The organism is Archangium violaceum, assembly GCF_016887565.1.
GTDB classification, from domain to species: domain Bacteria; phylum Myxococcota; class Myxococcia; order Myxococcales; family Myxococcaceae; genus Archangium; species Archangium violaceum_B.
On record NZ_CP069396.1, the window covers coordinates 11295203 to 11316850 of the forward strand.

21 protein-coding genes are annotated in these 21648 nt (G+C 69.2%); 11 read left to right on the top strand and 10 right to left on the bottom strand.

Features of this window, described 5'->3' with window-relative positions:
• The first annotated feature begins 245 nt into the window (after positions 1–245).
• On the top strand, positions 246–797 hold the full coding sequence (locus JRI60_RS44955) for an FHA domain-containing protein (RefSeq protein WP_204222239.1): 552 nt from the start codon (positions 246–248) through the stop codon (positions 795–797).
• A 19-nt stretch (positions 798–816) separates the two neighbouring features.
• Here JRI60_RS44955 and JRI60_RS44960 read toward each other — a convergent pair whose 3' ends face one another.
• From JRI60_RS44960 to JRI60_RS44980, 5 genes are all read right to left on the bottom strand, one after another.
• The gene (locus JRI60_RS44960) at positions 817–1503 is read right to left on the bottom strand and encodes a tetratricopeptide repeat protein (protein WP_239470097.1); all 687 of its coding nucleotides are present in this window, start codon (positions 1501–1503) and stop codon (positions 817–819) included.
• Complete coding sequence (locus JRI60_RS44965) at positions 1478–2776, bottom strand: serine/threonine protein kinase (protein WP_204222240.1); 1299 nt, start codon at positions 2774–2776, stop codon at positions 1478–1480. The genes JRI60_RS44960 and JRI60_RS44965 overlap by 26 nt, the downstream gene beginning before the upstream one ends.
• Before the next feature lie 182 nt (positions 2777–2958).
• Entirely contained in the window at positions 2959–4365 is a 1407-nt protein-coding gene (locus tag JRI60_RS44970) for a hypothetical protein (RefSeq protein WP_204222241.1), read from the bottom strand.
• 2 nt (positions 4366–4367) lie between these two features.
• Positions 4368–5612 (bottom strand): PEGA domain-containing protein, encoded by a 1245-nt coding sequence (locus JRI60_RS44975; protein WP_204222242.1) that lies wholly within the window; start codon positions 5610–5612, stop codon positions 4368–4370.
• 159 nt (positions 5613–5771) lie between these two features.
• Positions 5772–6965, bottom strand: a complete 1194-nt coding sequence (locus JRI60_RS44980; protein ID WP_275439071.1) for a M20 family metallopeptidase — start codon at positions 6963–6965, stop codon at positions 5772–5774.
• A 163-nt stretch (positions 6966–7128) separates the two neighbouring features.
• Here JRI60_RS44980 and JRI60_RS44985 point away from each other — a divergent pair, with 163 nt between their 5' ends.
• The 3 genes from JRI60_RS44985 to JRI60_RS44995 all read left to right on the top strand — a co-directional run bounded on the left by JRI60_RS44985 (position 7129) and on the right by JRI60_RS44995 (position 10283).
• Positions 7129–7563 carry a host attachment protein gene (locus JRI60_RS44985; RefSeq protein WP_204222243.1) on the top strand — a complete coding sequence of 145 codons (435 nt, stop codon included), beginning with the start codon at positions 7129–7131 and terminating at the stop codon, positions 7561–7563.
• A 201-nt stretch (positions 7564–7764) separates the two neighbouring features.
• On the top strand, positions 7765–9660 hold the full coding sequence (locus JRI60_RS44990) for a methyl-accepting chemotaxis protein (protein WP_204222244.1): 1896 nt from the start codon (positions 7765–7767) through the stop codon (positions 9658–9660).
• Between the two features lie 17 nt (positions 9661–9677).
• Positions 9678–10283 (top strand): HAD family hydrolase, encoded by a 606-nt coding sequence (locus tag JRI60_RS44995; protein ID WP_204222245.1) that lies wholly within the window; start codon positions 9678–9680, stop codon positions 10281–10283.
• A 5-nt stretch (positions 10284–10288) separates the two neighbouring features.
• Here JRI60_RS44995 and JRI60_RS45000 read toward each other — a convergent pair whose 3' ends face one another.
• Together JRI60_RS45000 and JRI60_RS45005 are read right to left on the bottom strand one after the other, a co-directional pair.
• Positions 10289–10939, bottom strand: a complete 651-nt coding sequence (locus tag JRI60_RS45000) for a glutathione S-transferase family protein (RefSeq protein ID WP_204222246.1) — start codon at positions 10937–10939, stop codon at positions 10289–10291.
• On the bottom strand, positions 10936–11547 hold the full coding sequence (locus JRI60_RS45005) for an adenylate/guanylate cyclase domain-containing protein (RefSeq protein WP_204222247.1): 612 nt from the start codon (positions 11545–11547) through the stop codon (positions 10936–10938). The genes JRI60_RS45000 and JRI60_RS45005 overlap by 4 nt, the downstream gene beginning before the upstream one ends.
• Positions 11548–11842: 295 nt before the next feature.
• Here JRI60_RS45005 and JRI60_RS45010 point away from each other — a divergent pair, with 295 nt between their 5' ends.
• Both JRI60_RS45010 and JRI60_RS45015 read left to right on the top strand, forming a co-directional pair.
• Positions 11843–12229: a hypothetical protein gene (locus tag JRI60_RS45010; protein ID WP_204222248.1), complete on the top strand. Its 387-nt coding sequence runs from the start codon at positions 11843–11845 to the stop codon at positions 12227–12229.
• 79 nt (positions 12230–12308) lie between these two features.
• The gene (locus JRI60_RS45015; protein ID WP_204222249.1) at positions 12309–12848 is read left to right on the top strand and encodes an OsmC family protein; all 540 of its coding nucleotides are present in this window, start codon (positions 12309–12311) and stop codon (positions 12846–12848) included.
• A gap of 60 nt (positions 12849–12908) precedes the next feature.
• Here JRI60_RS45015 and JRI60_RS45020 read toward each other — a convergent pair whose 3' ends face one another.
• Positions 12909–14906 (bottom strand): S46 family peptidase, encoded by a 1998-nt coding sequence (locus tag JRI60_RS45020; protein WP_204229367.1) that lies wholly within the window; start codon positions 14904–14906, stop codon positions 12909–12911.
• Between the two features lie 201 nt (positions 14907–15107).
• Between JRI60_RS45020 and JRI60_RS45025 the strand changes: the two genes are divergently transcribed.
• Entirely contained in the window at positions 15108–16244 is a 1137-nt protein-coding gene (locus tag JRI60_RS45025; protein ID WP_204222250.1) for an esterase/lipase family protein, read from the top strand.
• 34 nt (positions 16245–16278) lie between these two features.
• The gene (locus JRI60_RS45030; protein ID WP_204222251.1) at positions 16279–16995 is read left to right on the top strand and encodes an esterase/lipase family protein; all 717 of its coding nucleotides are present in this window, start codon (positions 16279–16281) and stop codon (positions 16993–16995) included.
• A 13-nt stretch (positions 16996–17008) separates the two neighbouring features.
• Here the strand turns inward: JRI60_RS45030 and JRI60_RS45035 are convergent, their stop codons facing one another.
• The gene (locus JRI60_RS45035; protein WP_204222252.1) at positions 17009–17632 is read right to left on the bottom strand and encodes a hypothetical protein; all 624 of its coding nucleotides are present in this window, start codon (positions 17630–17632) and stop codon (positions 17009–17011) included.
• A 2-nt stretch (positions 17633–17634) separates the two neighbouring features.
• Complete coding sequence (locus tag JRI60_RS45040) at positions 17635–19314, bottom strand: hypothetical protein (RefSeq protein ID WP_204222253.1); 1680 nt, start codon at positions 19312–19314, stop codon at positions 17635–17637.
• Between the two features lie 201 nt (positions 19315–19515).
• On the opposite strand from JRI60_RS45040, the gene dps reads away from it, so the two are divergent.
• From dps to JRI60_RS45055, 3 genes are all read left to right on the top strand, one after another.
• Positions 19516–20073, top strand: coding sequence for a DNA starvation/stationary phase protection protein Dps (dps, locus tag JRI60_RS45045; protein WP_204222254.1), 558 nt, complete (start codon positions 19516–19518; stop codon positions 20071–20073).
• Between the two features lie 71 nt (positions 20074–20144).
• Entirely contained in the window at positions 20145–21008 is an 864-nt protein-coding gene (locus JRI60_RS45050; protein WP_239470098.1) for an SDR family oxidoreductase, read from the top strand.
• Positions 21005–21631, top strand: a complete 627-nt coding sequence (locus tag JRI60_RS45055) for a glutathione S-transferase N-terminal domain-containing protein (RefSeq protein WP_204222255.1) — start codon at positions 21005–21007, stop codon at positions 21629–21631. Before JRI60_RS45050 ends, JRI60_RS45055 begins: the two co-directional genes overlap by 4 nt.
• The last annotated feature ends 17 nt before the right edge of the window (positions 21632–21648 follow it).

Genomic DNA, 21648 nt, shown 5'->3' on the forward strand with positions numbered 1-21648 from the left:
GTTCCTGGGGGTTGGGGTTGGACCTGGGAAGTGGGCTCCTCCCGTGTGACAGGAGTGTGAAGCCCACTGAAACATTTGAGCGACACCTTACGCTGGAGGTGAGCCAGGGGGAAAATCCGGACCCGCGGCTGGATGCCCGCTCGCGAGCGCGATTCCCCTCTCAAACGCGTACTCTTGGACAGCCCCGGGACTCGCGTCGCACGAAGCAGTGGCGATCACGCCTCGAAGGTGATTGTTTGCTCTCCATGGCGCGCTCCCTGCTGCTCTCGCTGCTCGTGCGGCAGCACCTCGCACTCAAGGAGAAATTCCGCGCCCGCTACCCTCACTGTTGGTTGGTGTGGGAGGCGGGCGTGTGGAACGTGCCGGAGAGTAGCGAGCAGAATCACGGCACCACGCGGCTGCCCACCTCGGATCTGCGCGACTGTCTGCCCTCGGGGGACGCCATGTGCTTCGAGCTGGCGCTCGGGACGAGCGGACGGGATGTGCTGTCGCTGGGGCGCGCCTCGCACAACGTGTTCGTCATCAACGACGCCACGGTGTCGCGCGAGCACCTGGTGCTGCGCCCCCTGCCGGAGGGAGGCTGGACGGTGGAGGCCCTGGCCCAGGGAGGGCCGGCGACGCTCGGCGGCACGCTGCTGCGGCCCGGCCAGCCCACGCCCATGGAGTCCGGCATGCAACTGCAGCTGGGCGACGTGCGGCTCACCTTCCACGACGCCGACGGCTTCAGCACCCGCATGGGTCACACGGCCGCGCTGCTGATGGCCCAGCAGCGTGGGCCTCGCCAGAGCCCGGCCTGAGCCGGGCGCGGGCCCGTCCCTAGTGGACGGTGCCCAGCGTCGTGGGGCGCGGCTGGGGAGCGGTGGCCACATAGGCGATGGTGCCACCGGCGATCAGCGCCACGGCGCCCGCCCCCGCCCACACCCACCACTTCTTCGTCAGGCTCTCGCCCTTCACCGCCGTCTTCGCCTCCGCCGCCGAGGCCCGGGGCACCAGGACGCGCTTGCGCTCGGAGTCCTGCACCCGGCGCGCGGCGGTGGCCTCCGCCTGCGCCTTCAGCGCCGCGGCCCTGGCCTGATCCCTCGCCGTCGCCTCCCGCGCCATGCGCCGCTCCTGCTCCTTGCGCGCCGCCGCGTCCATCTCCGCGAGCAGCTCGCGGGCCAGCTCGGCGTTGCGTGGCTCACCCTTGGAGAGGGTCAGGTAGCGCCGGTAGAAGAAGGCGGCGCGCTCGGGGTTGCCCAGCTGCCGGTGGCACTGGGCGATGTTGAAGAGGAAGCCCGGCAGCGGCATCAGCCGGTACGCATCGCTGTAGGCGTCCAGGGCCTTGTTGAACTCGGCCAGGTCATAGGAGAGGTTGCCCTGGGCGAACCTCGCGCGGGCCTGTGCCTCCACGTCGCCCCCCGCGTTCAGGTCGGCGGCGCGCGCGGCCAGGGGCGAGAAGACGAGCGCCAGGGCCACCAGCACCGGCAGCACGAAGCGCTCAGTGAGCGAACGGGTCGATGACATCATCGCGCATCCCTGCCTTCTGCTTGCGGTGGACGTTGGTGCGCACGGGCCCTCGTGCCGCGTCCCGAGGAGCGCGCGGCTCCTCCAGGGCGGGCAGCTCCTCGAGGGCCGCGGGCGAATCGAGCCGCGCCTCGTGCTCACTGGAAGAAGGGAGGGCGACCGGCGTGGACGCCTCCACCGTGTCCGGAGAGGAGGCGTGCTCCGCGCGCGGCCAGAGGGCGAGCCCGGCGAGGCTCACCGCCAGCACGCCCGCGGCGATCGCCATCCCCCGGCGCCGCGCACCGGACAGCCACCCGGGAACGGGCAGCGGCTGGGTGGGCCGGCGATCCTCCGGGATGGGCTCCGGCACCGTGTCCGCCAGCAGCACGGTGATGACCTCGGCGAGCGACTGCGGACGATCCGCGGGCTCCTTGGCCAGGCAGCGCAGGGTGAGCTGCGCCAGCGACTGCGGCACCGGCTCTCCCGAGGGCGTGTGCGAGGGCAGCGCCGGCGGCGGCGCGGTGATGATCTTCACCATCAGCTGGCCGAAGTTGGACGCCAGATAGGGCGGCTGCCCGGAGAGCATCTCGTAGAGGACGGCGCCCACGGCGTAGATGTCCGCGCGGTGGTCCACCGGCAGGCCCGCGGCCTGCTCCGGCGACATGTACGTAGGCGTGCCGATGATGGTGCCATCCAGCGTGCCGCTGGTGTTCTCGGCGGTGAGGAGCTTGGCCACCCCGAAGTCGAGCACCTTGACGAAGTCCGCCTGCCCGCCCTTGTGGGTGATGAAGAGGTTGTCCGGCTTGACGTCCCGGTGCACCACCCCGAGCTGGTGCGCCGCGCCCAGCGCCGCGCACACCTGCACCGTGATGCGGCGGATGCGCATCACCGACAGCTGCTCTTCTTTCACCAGGGAAGAGAGGTTCTGCCCCCGCAGCAGCTCCATCACGCAGTAGACGTGCCCGTGCTGCGCGTCCTCCACGAAGTCGAAGATCTCCACGATGTGCTCGTGGTTGATCCGATTGACGGCGTGCGCCTCCTGGAAGAAGCGCCGCACGAAGCCATTGTCATGGGCGAAGGCGGGACGCAGCACCTTGAGGGCCACCTGGCGCCCCAGCCGCACGTGGCGGGCCTGGAATACCTGTCCCATGGAGCCCTCGCCCAGCAGGCGCTCCAGTTGGTAGCTGCCCAGCACTTCTCCTTCCCGAAGCTCCCGGTCCACGACCGTTGAACCTTCGGTAGAGCGGAAGCTGCTGGAGAGCACGGTGCCCGAGATGACGTCGTCGCCGCCCATGGGCGGCAAACCTTTCCATCCTCTCAGCGCCCGGCAACCCACCGTGCCTGCAATGTCGCCAGGGTGACGACTCTTCTGCCCCGCGAGCGGAGACTGTCTTCCACTCGCGGTTATCGAGAACTGGGAAGAGGCCCGCCAGATGGGGGCGGGCCTCCTACCGGGTGCACCTCAGCCGCAAATCCTCAGCCGCACGCCTTGTTGGTGCACTTGCCCGCCGTTCCGTCCGCCTTCCGGCAAACGGTGTTGTTGGGGCAGTCCGCCGAATCCGCGCAGTCGAACCCGTTGTTCCCGTCGTTGTCCAGGCCGTCGTTGCAGATGGTCTCCTTCTTGGTGCAGTTGGAGAAGACGCAGCCCGTGCCGCAGGTGCCGTTGACGCAGTTGGCGTCCGCGTTTCCGGTGAGGCAGTCGACGCCGCCATTGCCATCGTTGTCCACGCCATCGCCGCAGTTGGTCTCCTTCTTGACGCAGCTGACGAGGGAGCAGCCATCACCGCAGACACCGCTGACACAGTTGGCGTCCGCGTTTCCGGCCGCACAATCGATCTTGCCGTTCTTGTCGTTGTCGGTCGTGTCCGAGCAGGCGACCTCCACCGGATTCCCGCTCAGGCAGATGGAGCCATTGCCCAGGTTCGTATAGTTCGGGCAGTCGACCGTATCCGCGCAGTCGATCTTGCCGTCCTTGTCGTTGTCCTGGCCGTCACCGCACGCGGTCTCGACCGCCTTGCCACCCTGGCAGAGGCAGTTGGTACCGCACGGCTTGCTGGAGCAATCCACGGTGTCCGCGCAGTCGGTCCCGTTGTTGCCGTCGTTGTCCTTGCCGTCACCGCAGTCCGACTCGGACTTGCCGAAGTTCGAGCACGTGCAGCCGGCGCCGCAGGTCTGCTTGTCGCAGTCCGTGTCGACGCAATCGAAATCCCCGTCCCCGTCATCATCGGCGCCGTTGCCGCACGCGCCCTCGCCGGGCCTGCCGTTGACGCAGATGCAGGTGGGGCCGCACGCCTTGCCGGTGCAGTCGATGAGGTCCGCGCAGTCCTTGTTGCCGTCCCCGTCGTCATCGTCGCCGTTGGCGCAATCCAGCTCCGAGCGCCGGTTGCAGGTGCCGTTGACGCACGTCTCGGACGCGGCGTTGCAGGCACGGCCGCAGGTGCCGCAGTTGGCCATGTCGGTCTTCAGATCGAACTCCTCGAGGTCCGGCACGCCGTCGCAATCGTCGTCCTTGCCGTTGCACGACTCGGCGGTGGGCTTGACCTCGCCCGTGCAGACGACCTGACCGTTGGCGCCACAGGCCGGCTTGCCCGCCTTGCACTCGCCCTTGCCCAGCGTCCCCTCGGGGCCGGTGTAGCAGGGCTGGCCGGACAGGTCGTCCTTCGTGCCGTTGCAGTCGTCGTCGACGCCGTTGCACACCTCGGTGTCGGCCCTGCAGCAGAAGCCACGCAGGCCCGCGCGAGGCATGCACACCACGCCCTCCTCGGCGCAGTCGGCGTTCGTGTCGCAGCTGAAGATGGTGTCGTCCGGCAGCTCCGGCACCCAACAGCCCGTGGCGGACACCGCGAGCAGGAGACAGCAGAGGAGAGAAGAGAAGGACTTCATGGTCAGAAGCTCCCGCCAATGACGAGGTGGAGGTCCGTGCTGCCCTTGCCCGCCCCGGAGGTCACGGGGGCCAGCGACGAGGAGGCGGGCTCGGAGCGCGCCGGAACGATGATGAGCCACAGCAGGCTGCCGGCGGCCACCGCGCCGCCTCCCGCCATGAGCCCCGAGGCGAGCATCGACTGCTGCCGGGCGGCCAGGTACTCGCTCCGGGTGAGGCTCTGCACGCCCTGCCCGTCCACGCCCGTGGCGGCGGCGTTCCGGGCGCTCATCCCCAGCGCCACGCCCGCGCCCACCGCCGCCAGTCCCACCACCGTGGTGTAGAGCGCGGGCCGGCTGAAGACGGAGGGCCCTCCCGAGGAGGACTTCTTGCTCGACTTCTTCACCACCGCCACCGCGTCCGCCGGCGGCCCGTCCGGCGAGGGGCCGTTGAGCTCCAGCCGCACCTGCACCTCCTCCGTCGCGCCGGGGGCGAGCGTCAGCGTCTTCGTATAGGTGCTGTAGTCGTCGGCCTCGACGATGAGCTGCACCTCGCCGGGCGGCAGCTTCGCCTCCACCTTGCCCACGCCCAGCATGCGCTCGCCCACGCGCACCACCGCTTGCGGCACATTGCTGGACACCTTCAACAGGGAGCGCTGCCGGGCCAGCCCCGTCAGCCGCTTCGTCAGCACGTTGCCGGACTCGCGGATGAAGTTGCCGTCATTGGCCTTGCGGCCCGTCACCACGTCCGTCTCCACCACGCCCCGGTCCCGGTCATACGTCCACAGCCGCAGCGTCCACGTCCCGTCCTCCTGCGCCAGGCGCGCGGTGGTGAGCAGGTCCGCGTCGAGCGTCTCGGCGGCCGGCCCGAAGCACGAGGCCTCCCCGCAGCGCAGCGCCGAGTCGTAGTCCGCCCCGAGCTGGCTGCGGGACTCGCCCACGTCGGCGGCCCTCGACACGCCGGAGCGGAACGCCACGGCCTGCAGCCAGCCCAGCCACCGCTTCGACACCGCGGCACCCGCGCGATCCGGCGTGTCCACGCCCAGGAAGGCGAAGCGCGAGCGCAGATCCACGCCCGAGGTGCTCCCGCTCAGGTCCAGGCCCAGGTTGCCCGTGTCCAGCTGGGCGTCCTCGGAGTCCTGCTGCTCGTTGGGTTTCTGGCCGTTCGAGTCTCCGGAGAGATCCAGCCCGAGGCCTTCCTGGGCCCTGGCGGGCCCGGCGGCGAGCGCCAGCGCCAGCAGTCCAGCCACATACACGACGGGGGTACGCATGACCCCATGTTGTACCCTGAACAGAGCCCGCTGCGGAGCACCCCTCGCGTTGGCCCCACGCCCTCGCAGCCGGGGCAGGCAGGTGACCCGCGAACGTGCGCGAGTCATGTGGCACAAGGGCGCACACACACCAGGTGCGCCCGGAGGAAGGTCAGACGCTCATCCCGCGCGCGAGGCGAGGTAGCGCGCCAGGGCCTGGGCCTTGGGGATGAGCGTGTCCACCTCGATGAACTCATCCACCGTGTGGAAGCCCTTGCCGCGGGGACCGAGCCCGTCGATGGACGGAATCCCCATGGAGGACGAGGTGCTGGCATCCGAGCCGCCCCCCACCAGGGCAGCCTCGGCATGACCCAGCCCGGAGGCATGGGCGCAGGAGCCATACGCCGCCATCAGCGCCGCGGAGGCCTCGGTGCGCTCCAGGGGCTCGCGGGCCACGCCGCCATTCACCTCGATGCGGGTGCCGGGGACGCCGGACGCCGCCTCCTCCGCCGCCTGGCGGAAGCGCCGCACCAGATCCTCGCCGTCCGCGCGGGTGCAGAAGCGCAGGTCCACCTCGGCCACGGCGTGGTCCGGCACCGTGTTCTTCCCCTGGCCCCCCGTCACCCGGCCCACGTTGACGGTGATGCCGCGCGGGTAGTCCGTGAGTTGCTGCACCCGGTCCACGAAGCGGGCGAGCGCCCAGAGGGCATTGGCCCCATCCTGGTGGTTGTTGCCCGCGTGGGCCGCCTTGCCCTGCGCCACCGCCGTGGCCATGCCGGTGCCCTTGCGTCGGGTGATGATGGCGTCCCCGGCCCGGCCCGACTCGAAGACGAGACAGGCGTCCGCCCCATCGATGGCCTTGCGGATGACGTCCGCGCCCTCGGGCGAGCCCACCTCCTCGTCCGACACCACCACCAGCCGCAGCGGGGGCAGTGACTCCAGCCCGCCCGACGCCGCGAGCGACTTGAGGGCCCAGGCGATGACGACGAGGCCGCCCTTCATGTCCAGCACGCCGGGACCGCGCCGCAGCGCCCCATCACGCCGGTAGCCCTCGAACTTGCCCGGGGGGAACACGGTGTCCAGGTGGCCCACCAGCGCCACCGGCTTGAGCCCCGCCTTCCCCTTGGAGCGGAACACCAGGTGGTCCGCGTACCGCGTGCTGCGCACCACCTCGGCCTCGAGCCCGGGCATGGCGAACTGCTCGCGCAGCAGGGCACCGACCTTGCGGCCGCCCTCCGCGTTCTCCGTCCAGGAGTTGACCTCCACCAACGAGGAGAGCGCCTCTTCCATCTCCCCCAGCCTGCCCACCAACCAGCTGGCCGCCGCTTCACCCATCTCGCGCATCGTCTCGGCCTCCACCAAGGAGTTTCCCACCCGGAGTGCATCCCCGGATGCAATCCGGGCATATGCCAGGCCCCCGGCTCCAGGGAAGGTATCCCGGCGCCCGCCCGCCTGGGGCTCCAGCACGAGCCCTCCGGGGGAAGGAAGCTTGCCGGGGACGGTGGGGGTCCGCACCTCAAGGCCAGGAGGATGAACGATGGCGGACGCGCTGTGGATTCTGGTGGCCAATGCGAGCCGGGCCAAACTCTTCGCGACGGACGAGCGGGCGGAGCGGTGGGACCTGCGCGAGGAGTTCCAGCACGAGGAGAGCCGGATGCCCTCCCGGGAGCTGATGGGCCAATTCGACAACCCCAACGCTGGCACGCTGCACAAGCCCCAGCCGGAGAACGAGCCTGATGCGCGCCACCAGCTGGAGCACGAGCGCTTCGCCCGTGAGCTCGCCCAGCGGCTGGAGCGAGGACTGAACGACCATGCGTATGACCGCCTGGTCATCGCCGCTCCTCCCGAGTTCCTCGGCCGGCTGCGCAAGATGATCAGCCGCCGCGTGCACCAGCGGCTCATGCTCGACATGCGCGCCGACTACGTGAACGTGCCGGAGCGGGAACTGCCCGAGCGCATTCCGCTCTCCTAGGTAGGCAGGCGGGCAGACGCGGCGCCCGGGGGCCCTCACCCGCTCCGGGCGCCATCCGCGCGAAGTAGCTACGAATCCCACCTGGACATACCCGGGACAGGGGCCCCTCCAGTCAGGCGCGCTCCGTGGTACAGGTGGGGTGGGAATCAGCTGGAGGACACTGGAGTCCCCCGCGAGCCCACCGCGCGGACGTACGAGTTCATGAGACTTCCCCTGATCGGTACCCTGAAGCTGCGTGGCCGCCTGACGCTGTACGTCACCCTGCTGGCCGTGGTTCCCCTGCTGGCGTCCTCGCTGCTGGGGTTGCGTACCACCCATGGGATGATGCAGCAGCAGGTCCACGAGATGCTCCGCATCGAGGCGGAGGGCCTGAAGGACCTGGTGGAGGCCTCGCTGGCGGAGCGTGAGACGAGCGTGCGCAGCTGGGCGGAGGACGCGCTGCTGCGCGAGGCGCTGCTCACGGGAAGCTACGAGCAGAGCGACGCGGTGCTGTCGCGGCTGCAGCTGCGCTACACCACCTTCACCGGACTGGTGCTCTTCACCGAGGACGGCCGGGCCGTCTCCGCCAGCACGGCGCCCCTGCGCGACTCGTTCGCGGGCCAGGAGGTGGTGGTGCGGGACTCGCCCTGGTTCAAGGCGGCCCTGGAGGGGCGCTTCACCAGCGCGATGCTCACCGAGGAGGATCCCGTCTTCGGCATGCAGGTGCTGCACCTGGCGGCGCCGGTGATGGAGTCGCGTGGCGGGCGGCGGCTGGGCGTGCTGCTGGCGGCGTACGACTGGGGCCAGGTGGGCGAGGTGGTGAAGACCGCGCTGGCCCGCGCCCGCGCGCGCAAGAACGACAGCTTCGCCCTGGAGGTGCGCACCGAGGCGGGCAGCCTGCTCTTCGACTCGCGCGGCAAGGGCGCCGGGCGCATCGCCAATGCCGTGACGGCCGAGGCCATCAACGGGCCGGAGCTCTCGGACGTGGGGGATGGCTGGCGCTTCGTGGCGCTGTCCGACCAGGAGGATGTGTACGGCTCGGTCAACCAGCTGAGCCTGGGCGTGCTGGGCATCGCGCTGGCCGCGGTGGTGGTGGTCTCGCTGTCCGCCTTCCTGCTGGCGCGCGGCGTCGCCCAGCCCATCAGCCGGCTCAACCAGGCGGTGCGCCACATCGTGCAGGAGGGAGACCTCACCCAGAGGCTGGAGGCGCACGGGGATGACGAGGTGGGCGAGCTGGCGCGCTCCTTCGTGCAGATGGTGGGCAACCTGAAGGAGACGACGCTGAGCCTTCAGCGCGGCACCCAGGTGCTCACCGACACGGTGGCCGAGCTGACGCGCGCCGCCGAGCAGCAGGAGAACAACATCACCCGTCAGGCGGCGGCCCTGCAGGAGACGCAGGTGACGGCGCAGGAGATCAAACAGACGTCGTTGATCGCCTCGGAGCGCGCGACGGCGGTGCTCCAGGTGGCCACGCGGGCCGAGGAGCTGGGCCAGGGCGGCGTCAACGCGCTCACGGAGAGCATGAGCGGCTTCCAGGGGATGCAGGACCAGGTGAACGAGATGGCCGCGCAGATCGGCCGGCTCAACGAGCGCGCCCAGCGCATCGGCGGCATCACCCTGACGGTGAAGGGCCTGGCGGACCGCTCCAACATGCTGGCGCTCAACGCCGCCATCGAGGCGGTGCGCTCGGGCGAGCACGGCAAGGGCTTCGCCATCGTGGCCAAGGAGATCCGCACCCTGGCCAACCAGTCCATCCACTCCACCGCCGAGGTGGGCACGCTGCTCGAGGACATCACCCAGTCCATCCTCAAGACGGTGGAGCTGAGCGAGCAGGGCCAGGAGCGCATGGATGCGGGCCTGATGAAGGCGCGCAGCAGCGGCGAGAGCATCCAGGCTCTGAGCACCATCGTGCAGGACAACATGAGCGCGGTGAGGCAGATCGCCGGCGCGGTGAGCCAGCAGAACGCCGGCATCGCGCAGATCTTCACCGCGATGACGGACCTCTCCACCATGATGCACGACACCATGGTGGGACTGCAGGCCACCCAACGCGTCGCCCAGGCGCTGCGCGACGTGGCGGAACAGATGCAGCAGGTGGCGCGTAGCTACCGGGTATAAACAAGAAGGGGACGTCCATGACCACTCCGCCCCGCGCCGTCATCCTCGACCTCGGCAACGTGCTTGTCTTCCACGACAACGCCCTGCTCTTCCGTCGACTGGGTGCGAGGGCGGGCCTGTCACCGGCGGAGACCGAGAGCCGGCTGGCCTCGGGCCTGGGCTGGACGGCGGCCAACCGCGGGCTGCTGGGCGCCGAGGGCATCCGGCGCGACGTGTGCGGCTCGCTGGGAGTGGACCTGCCCTCGGAGGAGTTCAACACCCTGTGGAGCAGCCACTTCACCCTCCACGAGGCGGTGCTGCCGCGGGTGGAGGGGCTGGTGGGGCGGGTGAAGCTGGTGCTGCTGTCCAACACCAACGTGCTGCACGCGGCCTTCCTGCGGCCGAAGCTGCCGGTGCTGGAGCGCTTCGACTCGCTGGTGCTCAGCTGCGAGGTGGGCTCGGTGAAGCCCGAGCCCGGCATCTACAAGGAGGCGCTGCGCCGCGCGGGGTGTGAACCGCGGGACGTGGCCTTCTTCGATGACATGCCCGAGTTCGTCCAGGCCGCGAACGCGCTGGGCATCCGCGGCCACGTCTTCACCACCGCCGAGGCCTTCGACGCGCAGCTGAAGGCGCTCGGGCTGTAGCGGCACTACTTCTCGTAGCGCGCCACGGGCGGCTCGTTGCGGCCGGCCTCGGTCCAGGCCTTCAGGGCCGGCAGGGCGAGCACCGCGTCACGGTAGGCGGCGCACACCGGCTCCAGCTCCACGTCATAGGTGACGAAGCGCGTGACGACGGGCGCGTAGAAGGCGTCCGCGATGGAGAAGGCGCCGAAGAGGAAGGGCCCGCCCTGTCCGTGACGCGCGCGGCACTCCTTCCACAGCGAGGTGATGCGCTCGATGTCCTCGGCGACGCCGGGAGCGCGGCCCTCACCGGGCTTGCGGGCGCGGAGGTTCATCGACATGTGGTTGCGCAGGTTCGTGAAGCCCGAGTGCATCTCCGCGGTGACGGAGCGGGCCAGGGCGCGGGCGGCGGTGTCCTGGGGCCACAACCGCGCCTGGGGGAAGAGCTCGGCCAGGTACTCGCAGATGGCCAGCGAGTCCCAGATGACGAGCTCGCCGTGCAGCAGCGCGGGCACGCGGCCACTGGGCGAGTACTTCGCGATGTGCGCGGCGGTGTCCGGCTGGCCGAGCTGCACCACCACCTCGCGGAAGGGCTGCCCGGTATGGGCGAGCGCGAGGTAGGGCCGCAGCGACCAGGAGGAGTAGTTCTTCGAGGCGACGACGAGGGTGAGCTCTTTCATGGACGCGCACGATAGCCGGGCAGCAGGCCGCGCAGACGTGACATCCACGACTGGCGGCGGCCGCGCCGGAGCACGGGCGGATCGATGCGGTAGACGGACACTGGCAGGCGGATGTTCTTCAAGTCCCCGCGCCCCAGGCGCACCACGGGGGCGAGCACCTGACGCTCCACCTGCCGCACCACGGACTCACTGACATAGAGACTGCCGGGCCGGGCGAGCGCCTCCAGCCGGGCGGCCAGGTTGACACCCTCGCCGAAGACGTCTCCGTCCCGGTGCACCACCGAGCCCAGGTGGATGCCGATGCGCAGCTCCACCCGGCGCTCGTGCGGGACACACTCGTTGCGCGCACACAACGCCGACTGCAGCTCCAGCGCACATGACACCGCGGGGAGCGCCTCGTCGAACTCGACGAGGAAACCATCCTCCATCTGTTTGATCTCGCGTCCTCCGTGCCCGGACAGCAGGCCACGCACGAGCCGACCATGCTCCTCGCGCAGTTCGAGGTTGAGCGCCTCGTCCCGCCGGGCTTCGGGGCTGAGCTCCACCATGTCCGTGAACATGATGGCCGCCACCTTCCTGGGTTCCGGTTGCGGTACGTCCGCCATCATCAACGCGTCTCCTTCCCCCCCAACCAGACAGAAAGCGAATGTTACCCTACCGACACTCGCTTGTTCTGCCCGAGCCCCCCAGCCGGGCCAGCGAGAAAAACCCGGGCCCCCTCCGCCCGGTCGGGACGAGGCGCCCGACATCCGCGCCTGAACCCCACCTATTGACAGCGATAAGTAACCCACCACTGACGCAACGCACAATGTACGGAAGGGCTCCGAGGTAGGGAGACGTCGGCGAGACGACAACGGACGTGGCCCAAGTGTCGCCCTGTTACTGTTGAGAGTGAATCCGCCCATGTCCGAGCCCCAGGACGAACACGCCCCGCTCTGGCCGCCCCTGCTGCTGACGCTGGGCGTGCTGTACGTGGCCACCGAGGCGCGGCACGCGAAGCTGGCGCTCACGGCGCTCGCCGCGCTCGTGCTGCTGCCCACGGCGTGGCGGGTGATGACGCGCCGGTGGGTAAGAGGGGACGTGATGCGAGGGCTCGGCGCGGGCTACATCGCCAGCCACGTGCCGCTGCTGCTCGGGGCGTGCTCCACGCTGGAGAGGCCCGAGTGCCGCATCCACCTGTGCATGGAGGGAGTGGTCGCGGGAGTGCCCTTCGTGCCCTGGGCGGGAGTGTTGGGCACCCTGCTGTACTGGGCGTGGGCCGGACCGGGGCCGGGGCGCCGCGCGGAGTGAGGGCCGGGGGCCACCTTGCGGCTCCGGACGGCACCGCCCTAGCGTCTGGCTCCTTCGCACTCGAACGACGGAGCCGGGAATGAAGACCACGGGAAGCTGCTGCACGCTCGACATCGCCACCATGCAGGCCACGAAGACGCACGTGGCCGCCAACCCGGAGGCGGGCAAGGGCCGCTTCGAGACGGTGACGGAGTGGCGGGATGGCGCCCAGGCGGTGACCCGGGCGCGCTCCTTCACCCTGGAGACGGACGAGCCCACGGCGCTCGGGGGGAAGGATCAGCACATCGATCCGATGGAGCTGCTGCTGGCCTCGCTGGGCACGTGCCTGACGATTGGATGGGTGACCCAGGCGCGGATGCGCGGGCTGGAGTACCGCGACCTGCGCATCAAGGTGAGCGCGCCCTTCGATTTGCGCGGTTACCTGAACCTGGACCCGCAGGTGCGCCCTGGGTTCTCGGAGCTGCAGTACACGGTGGAGGTGGACACGGACGCGGACGCCGCCACGCTGGAGGAGATCCGCAAGGCGGCGGAGAAGAGCAGCCCGATGTTCGACAACATCCTCAATCCGACGGCCATCTCCGGCCGGGTGACGAAGCGCGGAGAAACGGTGGCCGCCTGAGTTCTCGCCTATCCCCTCTCCCTTCGGGAGAGGGAAAGGAGGGAGGGAGGGAAGAGAAGCTCAGCGCTGATTGGCGCGGAGCTCCTTCACCAACCGGTTGGCGCCGTAGACGTGCTCGAGGGCCCGCAGCAGGCCCTCGCCATGCACCGCCACCGCGCGGTTCGTCTCCGGGACGTACGCGTACCGGCCCCCGAGCGACGGCAGGTTGCCGTCGAAGATGAGCCCCACCACACGGCCCTCGCGGTCCACCATGGGCGAGCCCGAGTTGCCGCCGATGATGTCGTGGGTGGTGGCCATGTCGAGCGGCGTCTCACCGGACACCTTGCCCTGGGCCTCGAGCCACGAGTCCGGCAGCCGGAAGGGCTCCTTGCCGGTGTGCCGCGCGTAGGCCCCGGCGAACGTCGTCAACGGAGCCACGGTACGGCCATTCTCCGCCCAGCCCTTCACCACGCCGTAGCTGAGGCGCAGGGTGAAGGTGGCGTCCGGGTAGCCGGTGGTGCCATATGCCGCCAGCCGAGCCCGCGCGAGCAGCTCGCCATTCTTCTTCAGCACCGACTCCACCGAGTCCTCGTAGCGCTTGCGCACCTCGCGAGCCCGCGCGTCCACCCGGCGGGCCAGGAGGAGCATCGGATCCTTCGACGCCTCCACCGCGGCCCTCCCGCCCTCGAGCAGCCGCTGACGCTCCTTCACGTCGAAGAGCTTCGTGCCCTTCACCAGCGCGCGAGCCAGTTCCTCCGGGGCCTCGCGGCCGAGCACCTCTTGAACGAAGGGGTCATCGGCGCCCAGCGTCTCGCGCAGCCTGTTGAAGCCAAAGGTGAGCGTGACCACCTCGAGCTCCGGGGTGATGGGGGCGTCGCGCAAGAGCCCCTGGCGCAGGGCGGGGAGCTGGCCGTCGGTGTACTCGCGCAGCCGCTCCGCGTTGGCCTTGGGCAGCTCGTCCGCCGCGCGCACCAGTTGCCGGGCGAGGCCGAACAGCTCTGACGGGAAGCCATCCCCGCCCTCCTTCAGCTTGTACTCGGCCAGCAGGGGCCGATAGGCATCCAGCGCGCGGGCGATGGCGTCCCAGGCGCCCGAGGTGGTGGCCTTGAGCTTCGGATCCGCCTCCACCTTCGCGCGCAGGTCGGCCTCGGCCTTGCGCTTGTCCCCGAGCAGCGAGGGCTCGGCCAGGGCCTGGTGCCGGCCGCGCAGGGCCTTCAGCCCGTTCTCCACCGAGCGCAGCTTCGCGCGCGTGGTGCGCCAGCGCTCCGGGGAGGCCGAGGCGTACTCGCGCAGCATGCCGCGCATCTCCGAGAGGTGCAGGAGCGTGTAGGGCAGCGCCACGTCGCGCTGGAACTCCAGCTCCGCCACGGTGCTCTGCCGCTCGGTGCCGCCCGGATGGCCGGAGACGAAGACGAGGTCCCCCTCCCTGGCGCCCTCCCTGGCCCAGGACAGGAAGTGGTCCGTCTTCAGCGGCTGACCGTTGGTGCCCCACACGCGGATGAAGGCCGCGTCGAAGCCGAAGCGCGGGAAGTTGAAGTTGTCCGGATCCCCACCGAAGGCGGCCATGGAGAACTCGGGGGCGAAGGCCAGCCGCACGTCCTGGAAGCGGCGGTACTTGTAGAGGTGGTATTTGCCGCCGTTGAAGAGCGTCACCACGTCGCAGCGCAGCTCCGGCCCGGTGGCGCACTCGCTTTCGATCTTCGACATCTCCGCCTTGAGGGCGGTGTTGAAGGCCGAGCCGCCCAACCCCTGGGTGGCGCCCTGGAGGCGCGCGGTGACGTCCGTCATCTCCACGAGCTGGTTGGCCTCCACCTTGGGGCAGCGCAGCTCGTCCCCGGGCGCCTTCGCGTAGAAGCCGGTGGCGAGGTAATCCCGCTTGGGGGAGGACAGGTCCTCCACGCACGAGCGGATGCAGTGGTGGTTGGTCATCACCAGGCCGTCCGGAGACACGAAGCTCGCGGAGCACCCGCCGGCCAGCCGCACGGAGGACAGCCGCACATGGTCCAACCACTCCCGCGAGGGCTCGAACCCATGGCTGGCCTTCACGGCGGCGGCCGGAAAGGCGTCATAGGTCCACATCCCCTCTTCCGCGGCGGCGGGGAGGGCCAACAGGAGGCCGAGAGCAAGCAGGCGTTGCACGGGCAAGCGTCCTTGGAATGAAGGGGGAGCCCGCGTTGTGGCCTGGGAGGGGCGTGGCGTCAACCCGGACGGGACGGAGGAACGCACGTCGAACGCACGTCGGACTTGAGTTGGAGGCCAGGACCCCGGAAGGTTGGGAGGATGGCGACGAAGCACCACATCTATCTGGTTCCCGGCTTCTTCGGCTTCGCCAACCTGGGAGAGCTGCTCTACTTCGGGCACGTGCGCGACTACTTCGTGGCGGAGATGGCGCGCCGCGGAGTGGAGGTGGAGGTGGTCCAGGTGCTCTCGCACCCGACCGGCTCCATCCGCACGCGGGCGGCGGACCTCTACAAGGCCATCGAGGCCAGCAGCGCGAAGGACGACGACGGCCCCATCCACCTCATCGGTCACTCCACGGGAGGACTGGACTCGCGGCTCTTCGTCAGCCCGAGTGCCTCGCTGGGAGAGGGACTGGAAGTGGAGTTCTTCGCACGCCGGGTGCGCACGGTGGTGACGGTGTCCACCCCGCACGCGGGCACGCCGCTGGCGTCCTTCTTCCTGGGGCTCTTCGGGCAGAAGCTGCTGCAACTGCTGTCGCTCTTCACCGTGTACGTGCTGCGCTTCGGCCGGCTGCCGCTGACGGTGGCCTTCCGGTTGGGCAGCCTGCTGACGCGCTGGGACGAGCAGCTCGGCTTCCGGCCCACGCTGCTGGACCAGCTCTTCGAGCAGCTGCTGGGGGACTTCTCCGCCGAGCGCCGGGAGGAACTGGTGCGCTTCCTGGGGGACGTGGGCAGTGACGCCTCGCTCGTGCCCCAGCTCACGCCCGAGGGCATCGACCTCTTCAACGCGGGCACGCAGGATCGGCCGGGGGTGCGCTACGGCTCCGTCATCACCCAGGCCCGGCCGCCGTCGCTGCGCACGCGGCTGAGCGCGGGGTTGGATCCGTACGCCCAGCTCACACACACCGTCTACTCCTTCCTCTACGGGCGCACGCAGAACATGCCCCTCACGGCGATTCCCCTTCACACCCCGGCGCAGACAGCGGCGCTGGTGGAGGCGTATGGGGCGCTGCCGGGCCCGCAGGCCTGTGACGGCATCGTGCCCACGCGCTCGCAGGTGTACGGGCGGGTGCTGACGGCGGTGCGGGCGGACCACCTGGATGCCATTGGCCACTTCGACCAACCGGCGCACCGGCCGCCGCACGTGGACTGGCTCATCTCGGGCTCCGGATTCCGGAGGCTCCACTTCGAGCGCCTGTGGCGCACCGTGGTGGATTTCGTCCTGCTGGAGACATGAGATACACAGCGGACCCCAGCCCTCTGGAGTCCCCATGTCTTCCCACCTCCGTGACTTCTCTCCGCACGCACTCCGGGTCCTCGTGCTGGCGCTGCTCGCCGTCCTGACGGGCTGTGCCACCACGCCGAAGGTGCAGTCCACGCCTCCGCCCGCGCCGGTGCTGTTCGTGCACGGCACCGACGACACCCCAGGTGCCTTCTACGCGATGCTCGATGCGTTCGAGGAGGCGGGCTGGCCGAAGGAGCGGCTCCACGCGGTGCGCCTGCACCCGAACAATGGCCAGATGCCCATCGAGGTCATGGCCTACCAGGTCCGCAGCGCGGCGGAGGGTCTGCGCAAGCGCACTGGCGCCGAGCGCATCGACGTGGTGGCCTTCAGTCAGGGCACGCTGTCCTCGCGCTACTGGATGCAGGAGCTGGGAGGCCAGGGGCGCGTGCGGCGCTTCGTCTCCATCTCGGGGCCGCACCACGGCACACGCGCGGCGTACATGAAGGCGGATCCGGCCCTGGTGCAGATGCGCCCGGACAGTGACTTCCTGCGCGAGCTGAACCGCCGCGAGAACCCCCTCGGGGACATCGAGGTCTTCTCCTTCTGGACGCCGCTCGACAGCACGGTCGTCCCGGCCGACAGCGCGCGCCTGCCGGGCGCCACCGAGCGCACCTTCATCGTGCCCATGCACCAGCTGATGCTGAGCAGCCCGGCCGTCATCTCCGCGACGGTGGAGGCGTTGTCGAAGCCGGCGACCCCGTAGCTCCGGCTCGCGCTCAGGTACTGGCCGCCAGTACCTTTCCGACCCACTCGCGGGCTTCCTGACAGGTCTCCATCAGGAAATCGAATCGCCCGGACCGAAGCAGTTTCACCAGGGATGTGTCCCGGCCGACGAGGTCCGGCACATCCCAGGGGAAGTTGAGGCGCTCCACCTGTCGCTCCAGGGAGTGCGAATAGGTATCGAAGAAGCGGTCCACACTCGATGCGATGGGCAACGCATAGAGGTCCTCGTAGGTGTCGACCCATACGACCGGCTGTATCCCCTGCTCATCCGCCAGTGAGGGAACAGTTGCCAGGTAATAGGCCAGTGCCTGTTCCTTGGCGAAGACGAGCAGGGACCCGAAGGGCTCGGGCCAATCCCGGCGCCATTCCTCATTGACCCCCCTGAGGTCAAACCCATCCTCGGCCTTGCCAGGGAGCAGGAAGAATCCCTCTGGCAGACCGAGTGTGCTCACGCGAGTGAGGACGGCGGAAAGGTGAGGATCGCAGGGCAGTCCCGCTACGGGCTCCCCAGCGACAGGCGTGAAGGAAACCGGAGGCTCCTGATACAGCGCCAGTCCATACTTCCGGCACACCTCGAGCATGCGCTCGAATCCGGGAAGCAATTCTACAGGAGTCATCCTCACCCTCTCGCGAGCAGCCTCTCGATGTCATTGAGAGCGGATTGCGTCGCCTCATCGAGCGCCGACGTGGACCGCGAATCATGAAGCGCATCGTACCAACGCTGGAAATGTCGATCGACGATCTCCGCCACCTGTTTCACCTCGGCGGCATCCACCTGAGAACCACTCCGACCCTTCCGGAACTTCGTCCATAGACCGCTGATGCGCTGATGGACCGGCCGGGCCACGGCCGCGAGATTGCTCCGAGCATTGATGTCTTCCCCAAGGAAGAGATGGGCGTACTCCAGGGGGCGGCGGTGATGGATTTCATACGAGCCTCCTCGCCCGAGTTTCATGGCCTCTGCGAGCTCGGGATGAAGCCGTTGGAAGCTCGCACGAGCCGTGGTCCTGAGATCCTCCTTCTCCTCGCGGCTCAGCGGCACGGCGATGAGGTCCTCGAGCCGCTTCGCGAGCCTGCTCAACTCGCGCTCCTCGGCCTGGGAGAGCGAGCGGGCGCCTCGCAGCTCCAGCTTCTCCCAGAGCAGTGAGAAGGCATTCCGCTCCGCCTGGGGAAGACGTCGGAGGAGGTTGCCCAACCACCCGCGAACCCTCGCTCCACCCCGGAGGAGGATCTCCATCAACCTGGGCGCCGCGACTTCAAGGATGGCCCCCGTCCCGTGCGCCACCACGCCGCCGATGATCCAGAAGGCCAGTTCCTCCGCACCGAGGCGCAGCGCCAACCGCCCTGAATCCTCTACCTCCTCGCGCCATTCACGCAGGATGGACTCGTGCAGGGCCCGGTACCCGGCGATGACATCCTCATCCGCGCCGCCCGTTGGTTCCGGGTGGAGGGCCTCCGCTTCTACCAGTCTCCAGCTCGAAACGGTCTCTTCCGGCCGATGCGTCCCACGAAGCGCGAGACGCACCTCCCGCCTTCCTACTCCGTGTGTGAAGGGAAGCAACGCTTGGACGAGATCGCCCTGAAGGCGCGCCCTCGAAGACGAGCCCGCCTCGCGGCCCGCTCCCTCGTAAGGACCTGGCTCCCAGCCAACCAGCCCGTCATCCTCCAGCGTCACCGTCGCGGCGAAGGAAGCACCGCTCTCGGACGGACCCCCCATGAGACGTGCCATCTCCCCGGCCACCCGGACCACGGCCGCGTAGGTCTCGACCGAGACACCTTCGCGCCGTACGGGTTGTGTCTTCGCCTCCGGCGGCCGGGACACGTCCGAAGTCCCACGGAAGTCCACCCGCCAATCCGCTCTCCGCCGGTGCAACGTGAAGACGGCCTCTCCTGTCCGCTCATCCACGTAGGCGGAGAGGAGGCGCCGGAACCCCGTCACGAATTGGGCTTGGTCCACCGGCTCGGCCCGTTCCTGACCTCCAGTCGTTCGATGCGAGAGCAGCGTCAGCGCCCCGCCCTGCGCCCAGAAGCGCAACTCCACCTTCGCTCCCACTTCGTCCACACCGTGGACGAGCCCCCAGACCTGAGCCAGCGCGCACTCGGCCTCCGCGCGCCGGGCCTCGGTCACCTCTGGCTCCCGCCGGCCCGAATCGTGGAGGAACACTACCCCCTGGGTCCCCTCGGGTAGCAATCCCACTGGCGACAGCAAACCACCAGAGGCCATGGACCCCGCCGCACACGCCTGCAGCAGCACGGCCAGACTCAACAACAGACCTCGCACGATGGCCTCCCGGCCCATGGGCTCCACCTTCCCGGAAGCCGAAACAGGTGACGGGAGGATACAGAGAGAGAGGGGGCTTACACGGTCGCCCCCCGGGTTGACGGTCCCCACCCCTCCAGGCGGGGTGGCTTCCCGGGTTGGCGCGGGTCATCTCCGTCCCCACCGTCTGGGAAAGCCTCCGACGGCTTCCGGGCCGGGCGGAACCATGACGAGGGACGTATGACCACGAAGTTTCCGAGCCACATCAATCTCCCGCGCGAGGCCCGTGAGGAGCTCATCGAGCTGCTCAACACCTGTCTGGCCACCTCCATCGACCTGCACTGGCAGGTGAAGCAGGCCCACTGGAACATCCGCGGCAGGGACTTCATCAGCCGCCACGAGCTCTTCGACGACATCGCCGACCACGTGCGCAAACAAGCCGACGAGTTCGCCGAGCGCGCCGGAGCCCTCGGCGGCTATGCCCAGGGCACCATCCGCCTGGCCACCAAGAACAGCGAGCTGGACGAGTATGACCTGGCCGCCGTCAACGGCGACGACCACGTCCGCGTCCTCGTGGATCGCGTCTCGACCTATGCCACCACCATCCGCGAGGGCATCGAGCGCTGTGACGAGCTGAACGACCCGGTCACCGCGGATCTGCTCACCCAGGTGCTCGGCGTGGTGGAGCAGGACCTGTGGTTCCTGGAGAGCCACCTGTATGGCTCGACCGCCACCACCCGCGAGGAGATCGCCCCCTCCAGCATCCGCGAGGAGCGCAGTCCCTCTCCCACCGCATGACCCGCTCGTCAGCATGCGCGCGGACTCCTCGGTGAATATAGATGGCCCTCATTTCTGGAGGGCCATACGGGATGACGCCGGGAAACATGGAAGGAAAGGTCTGCCTCGTCACCGGGGCCACCTCGGGCATCGGGCTGGAGACGGCCCGCGCGCTGGCGCGCCAGGGCGCCACCGTGGTGCTGTCGGGACGTGATCCGGGGCGTGGCGAGGCGGCCCTCGCGGAGGTGCGCCGCACCGTCCCCGATGCGAAGCTGGACCTGATGCTCGCGGACCTGACCTCGCTGGGCTCGGTTCGCAAGCTCGCCCAGGGCTTCCAGGCCCGCTACTCACGGCTGGACGTGCTGCTCAACAACGCCGGCCTCATGCTCGACCGCCGCAAGGTGACCCCGGATGGCTTCGAGGCCACCTTCGCCACCAACCATCTGGCCCACTTCCTGCTCACCCACCTGCTCCTGGACGTACTCAAGGCCAGCGGCCCGGCGCGCGTGGTGAACGTCGCCTCCGAGGGCCACCGCATGGGCTCGCTCGACTTCCTCGACGACCTCCAGGCCGAGCGTGGCGGCTACAGCGGCATGAGGGTGTATGGCAACTCGAAGCTGGCCAACATCCTCTTCACCCGCGGCCTCAAGCGGCGGCTCGAGGGCACGAAGGTGACCACCAACAGCCTGCACCCGGGCGTGGTGCGCACCGGCTTCGGTCTCAACTCCGAGGGCATCACCAAGCACCTGGTGAAGCTGGCCGCGCCCTTCATGCTCTCCGCCGAGGGCGGCGCCCGCACCTCGGTGTTCCTCGCCTCCTCGCCCGAGGTGGAGGGCGTGAGCGGCAGGTACTTCATCAAGAGCAAGGTGGCCCGGGAGTCCAAGGCCGCCCAGAGTGACGAAGCCGCGGAGACACTGTGGCGCAAGAGCGCCGAACTGACGGGAGTGGGAGCATGATCGACCTCTACACATTCACGACGCCCAACGGGCGCAAGGTGTCTATCGCCCTCGAGGAGCTGGGGCTGCCCTACAACGTCCACGTGGTGGACATCACCAAGGGCGACCAGTTCAAGCCCGAGTTCCTCGCCATCAACCCCAACAACAAGATTCCGGCCATCGTGGACCCGCAGGGTCCGGGCGGAAAGCCGTTCTCCGTCTTCGAGTCCGGCGCCATCCTGCTCTACCTCGCGGAGAAGACGGGGAAGCTGCTGCCCAAGGACCCGCGCGCGCGCACCGAGGCGATTCAGTGGCTGATGTTCCAGATGAGCGGCGTGGGCCCGATGCTGGGACAGCTCAACCACTTCAAGCGCTTCGCCAAGGAGCAGATTCCGTACGCCATCGAGCGCTATTCGCAGGAGTCCGCTCGCATCCTGGGCGTGTTGGACAAGCATCTGGCGCAGCACGAGTTCCTGGCGCCGGAGTACTCGGTGGCGGACATCGCCACGTACCCGTGGCTGGTGGGCACGGGGCAGTACTACCCGGAGATGCTGCAGCCGGTGCCCAACGTGCGGCGCTGGCTGGACACCGTGGGGGCTCGCCCGGCGGTGCAGCGCGGCATGAAGGTGCCGGAGAGTAGATGAGCACGGGGAGGGAAATA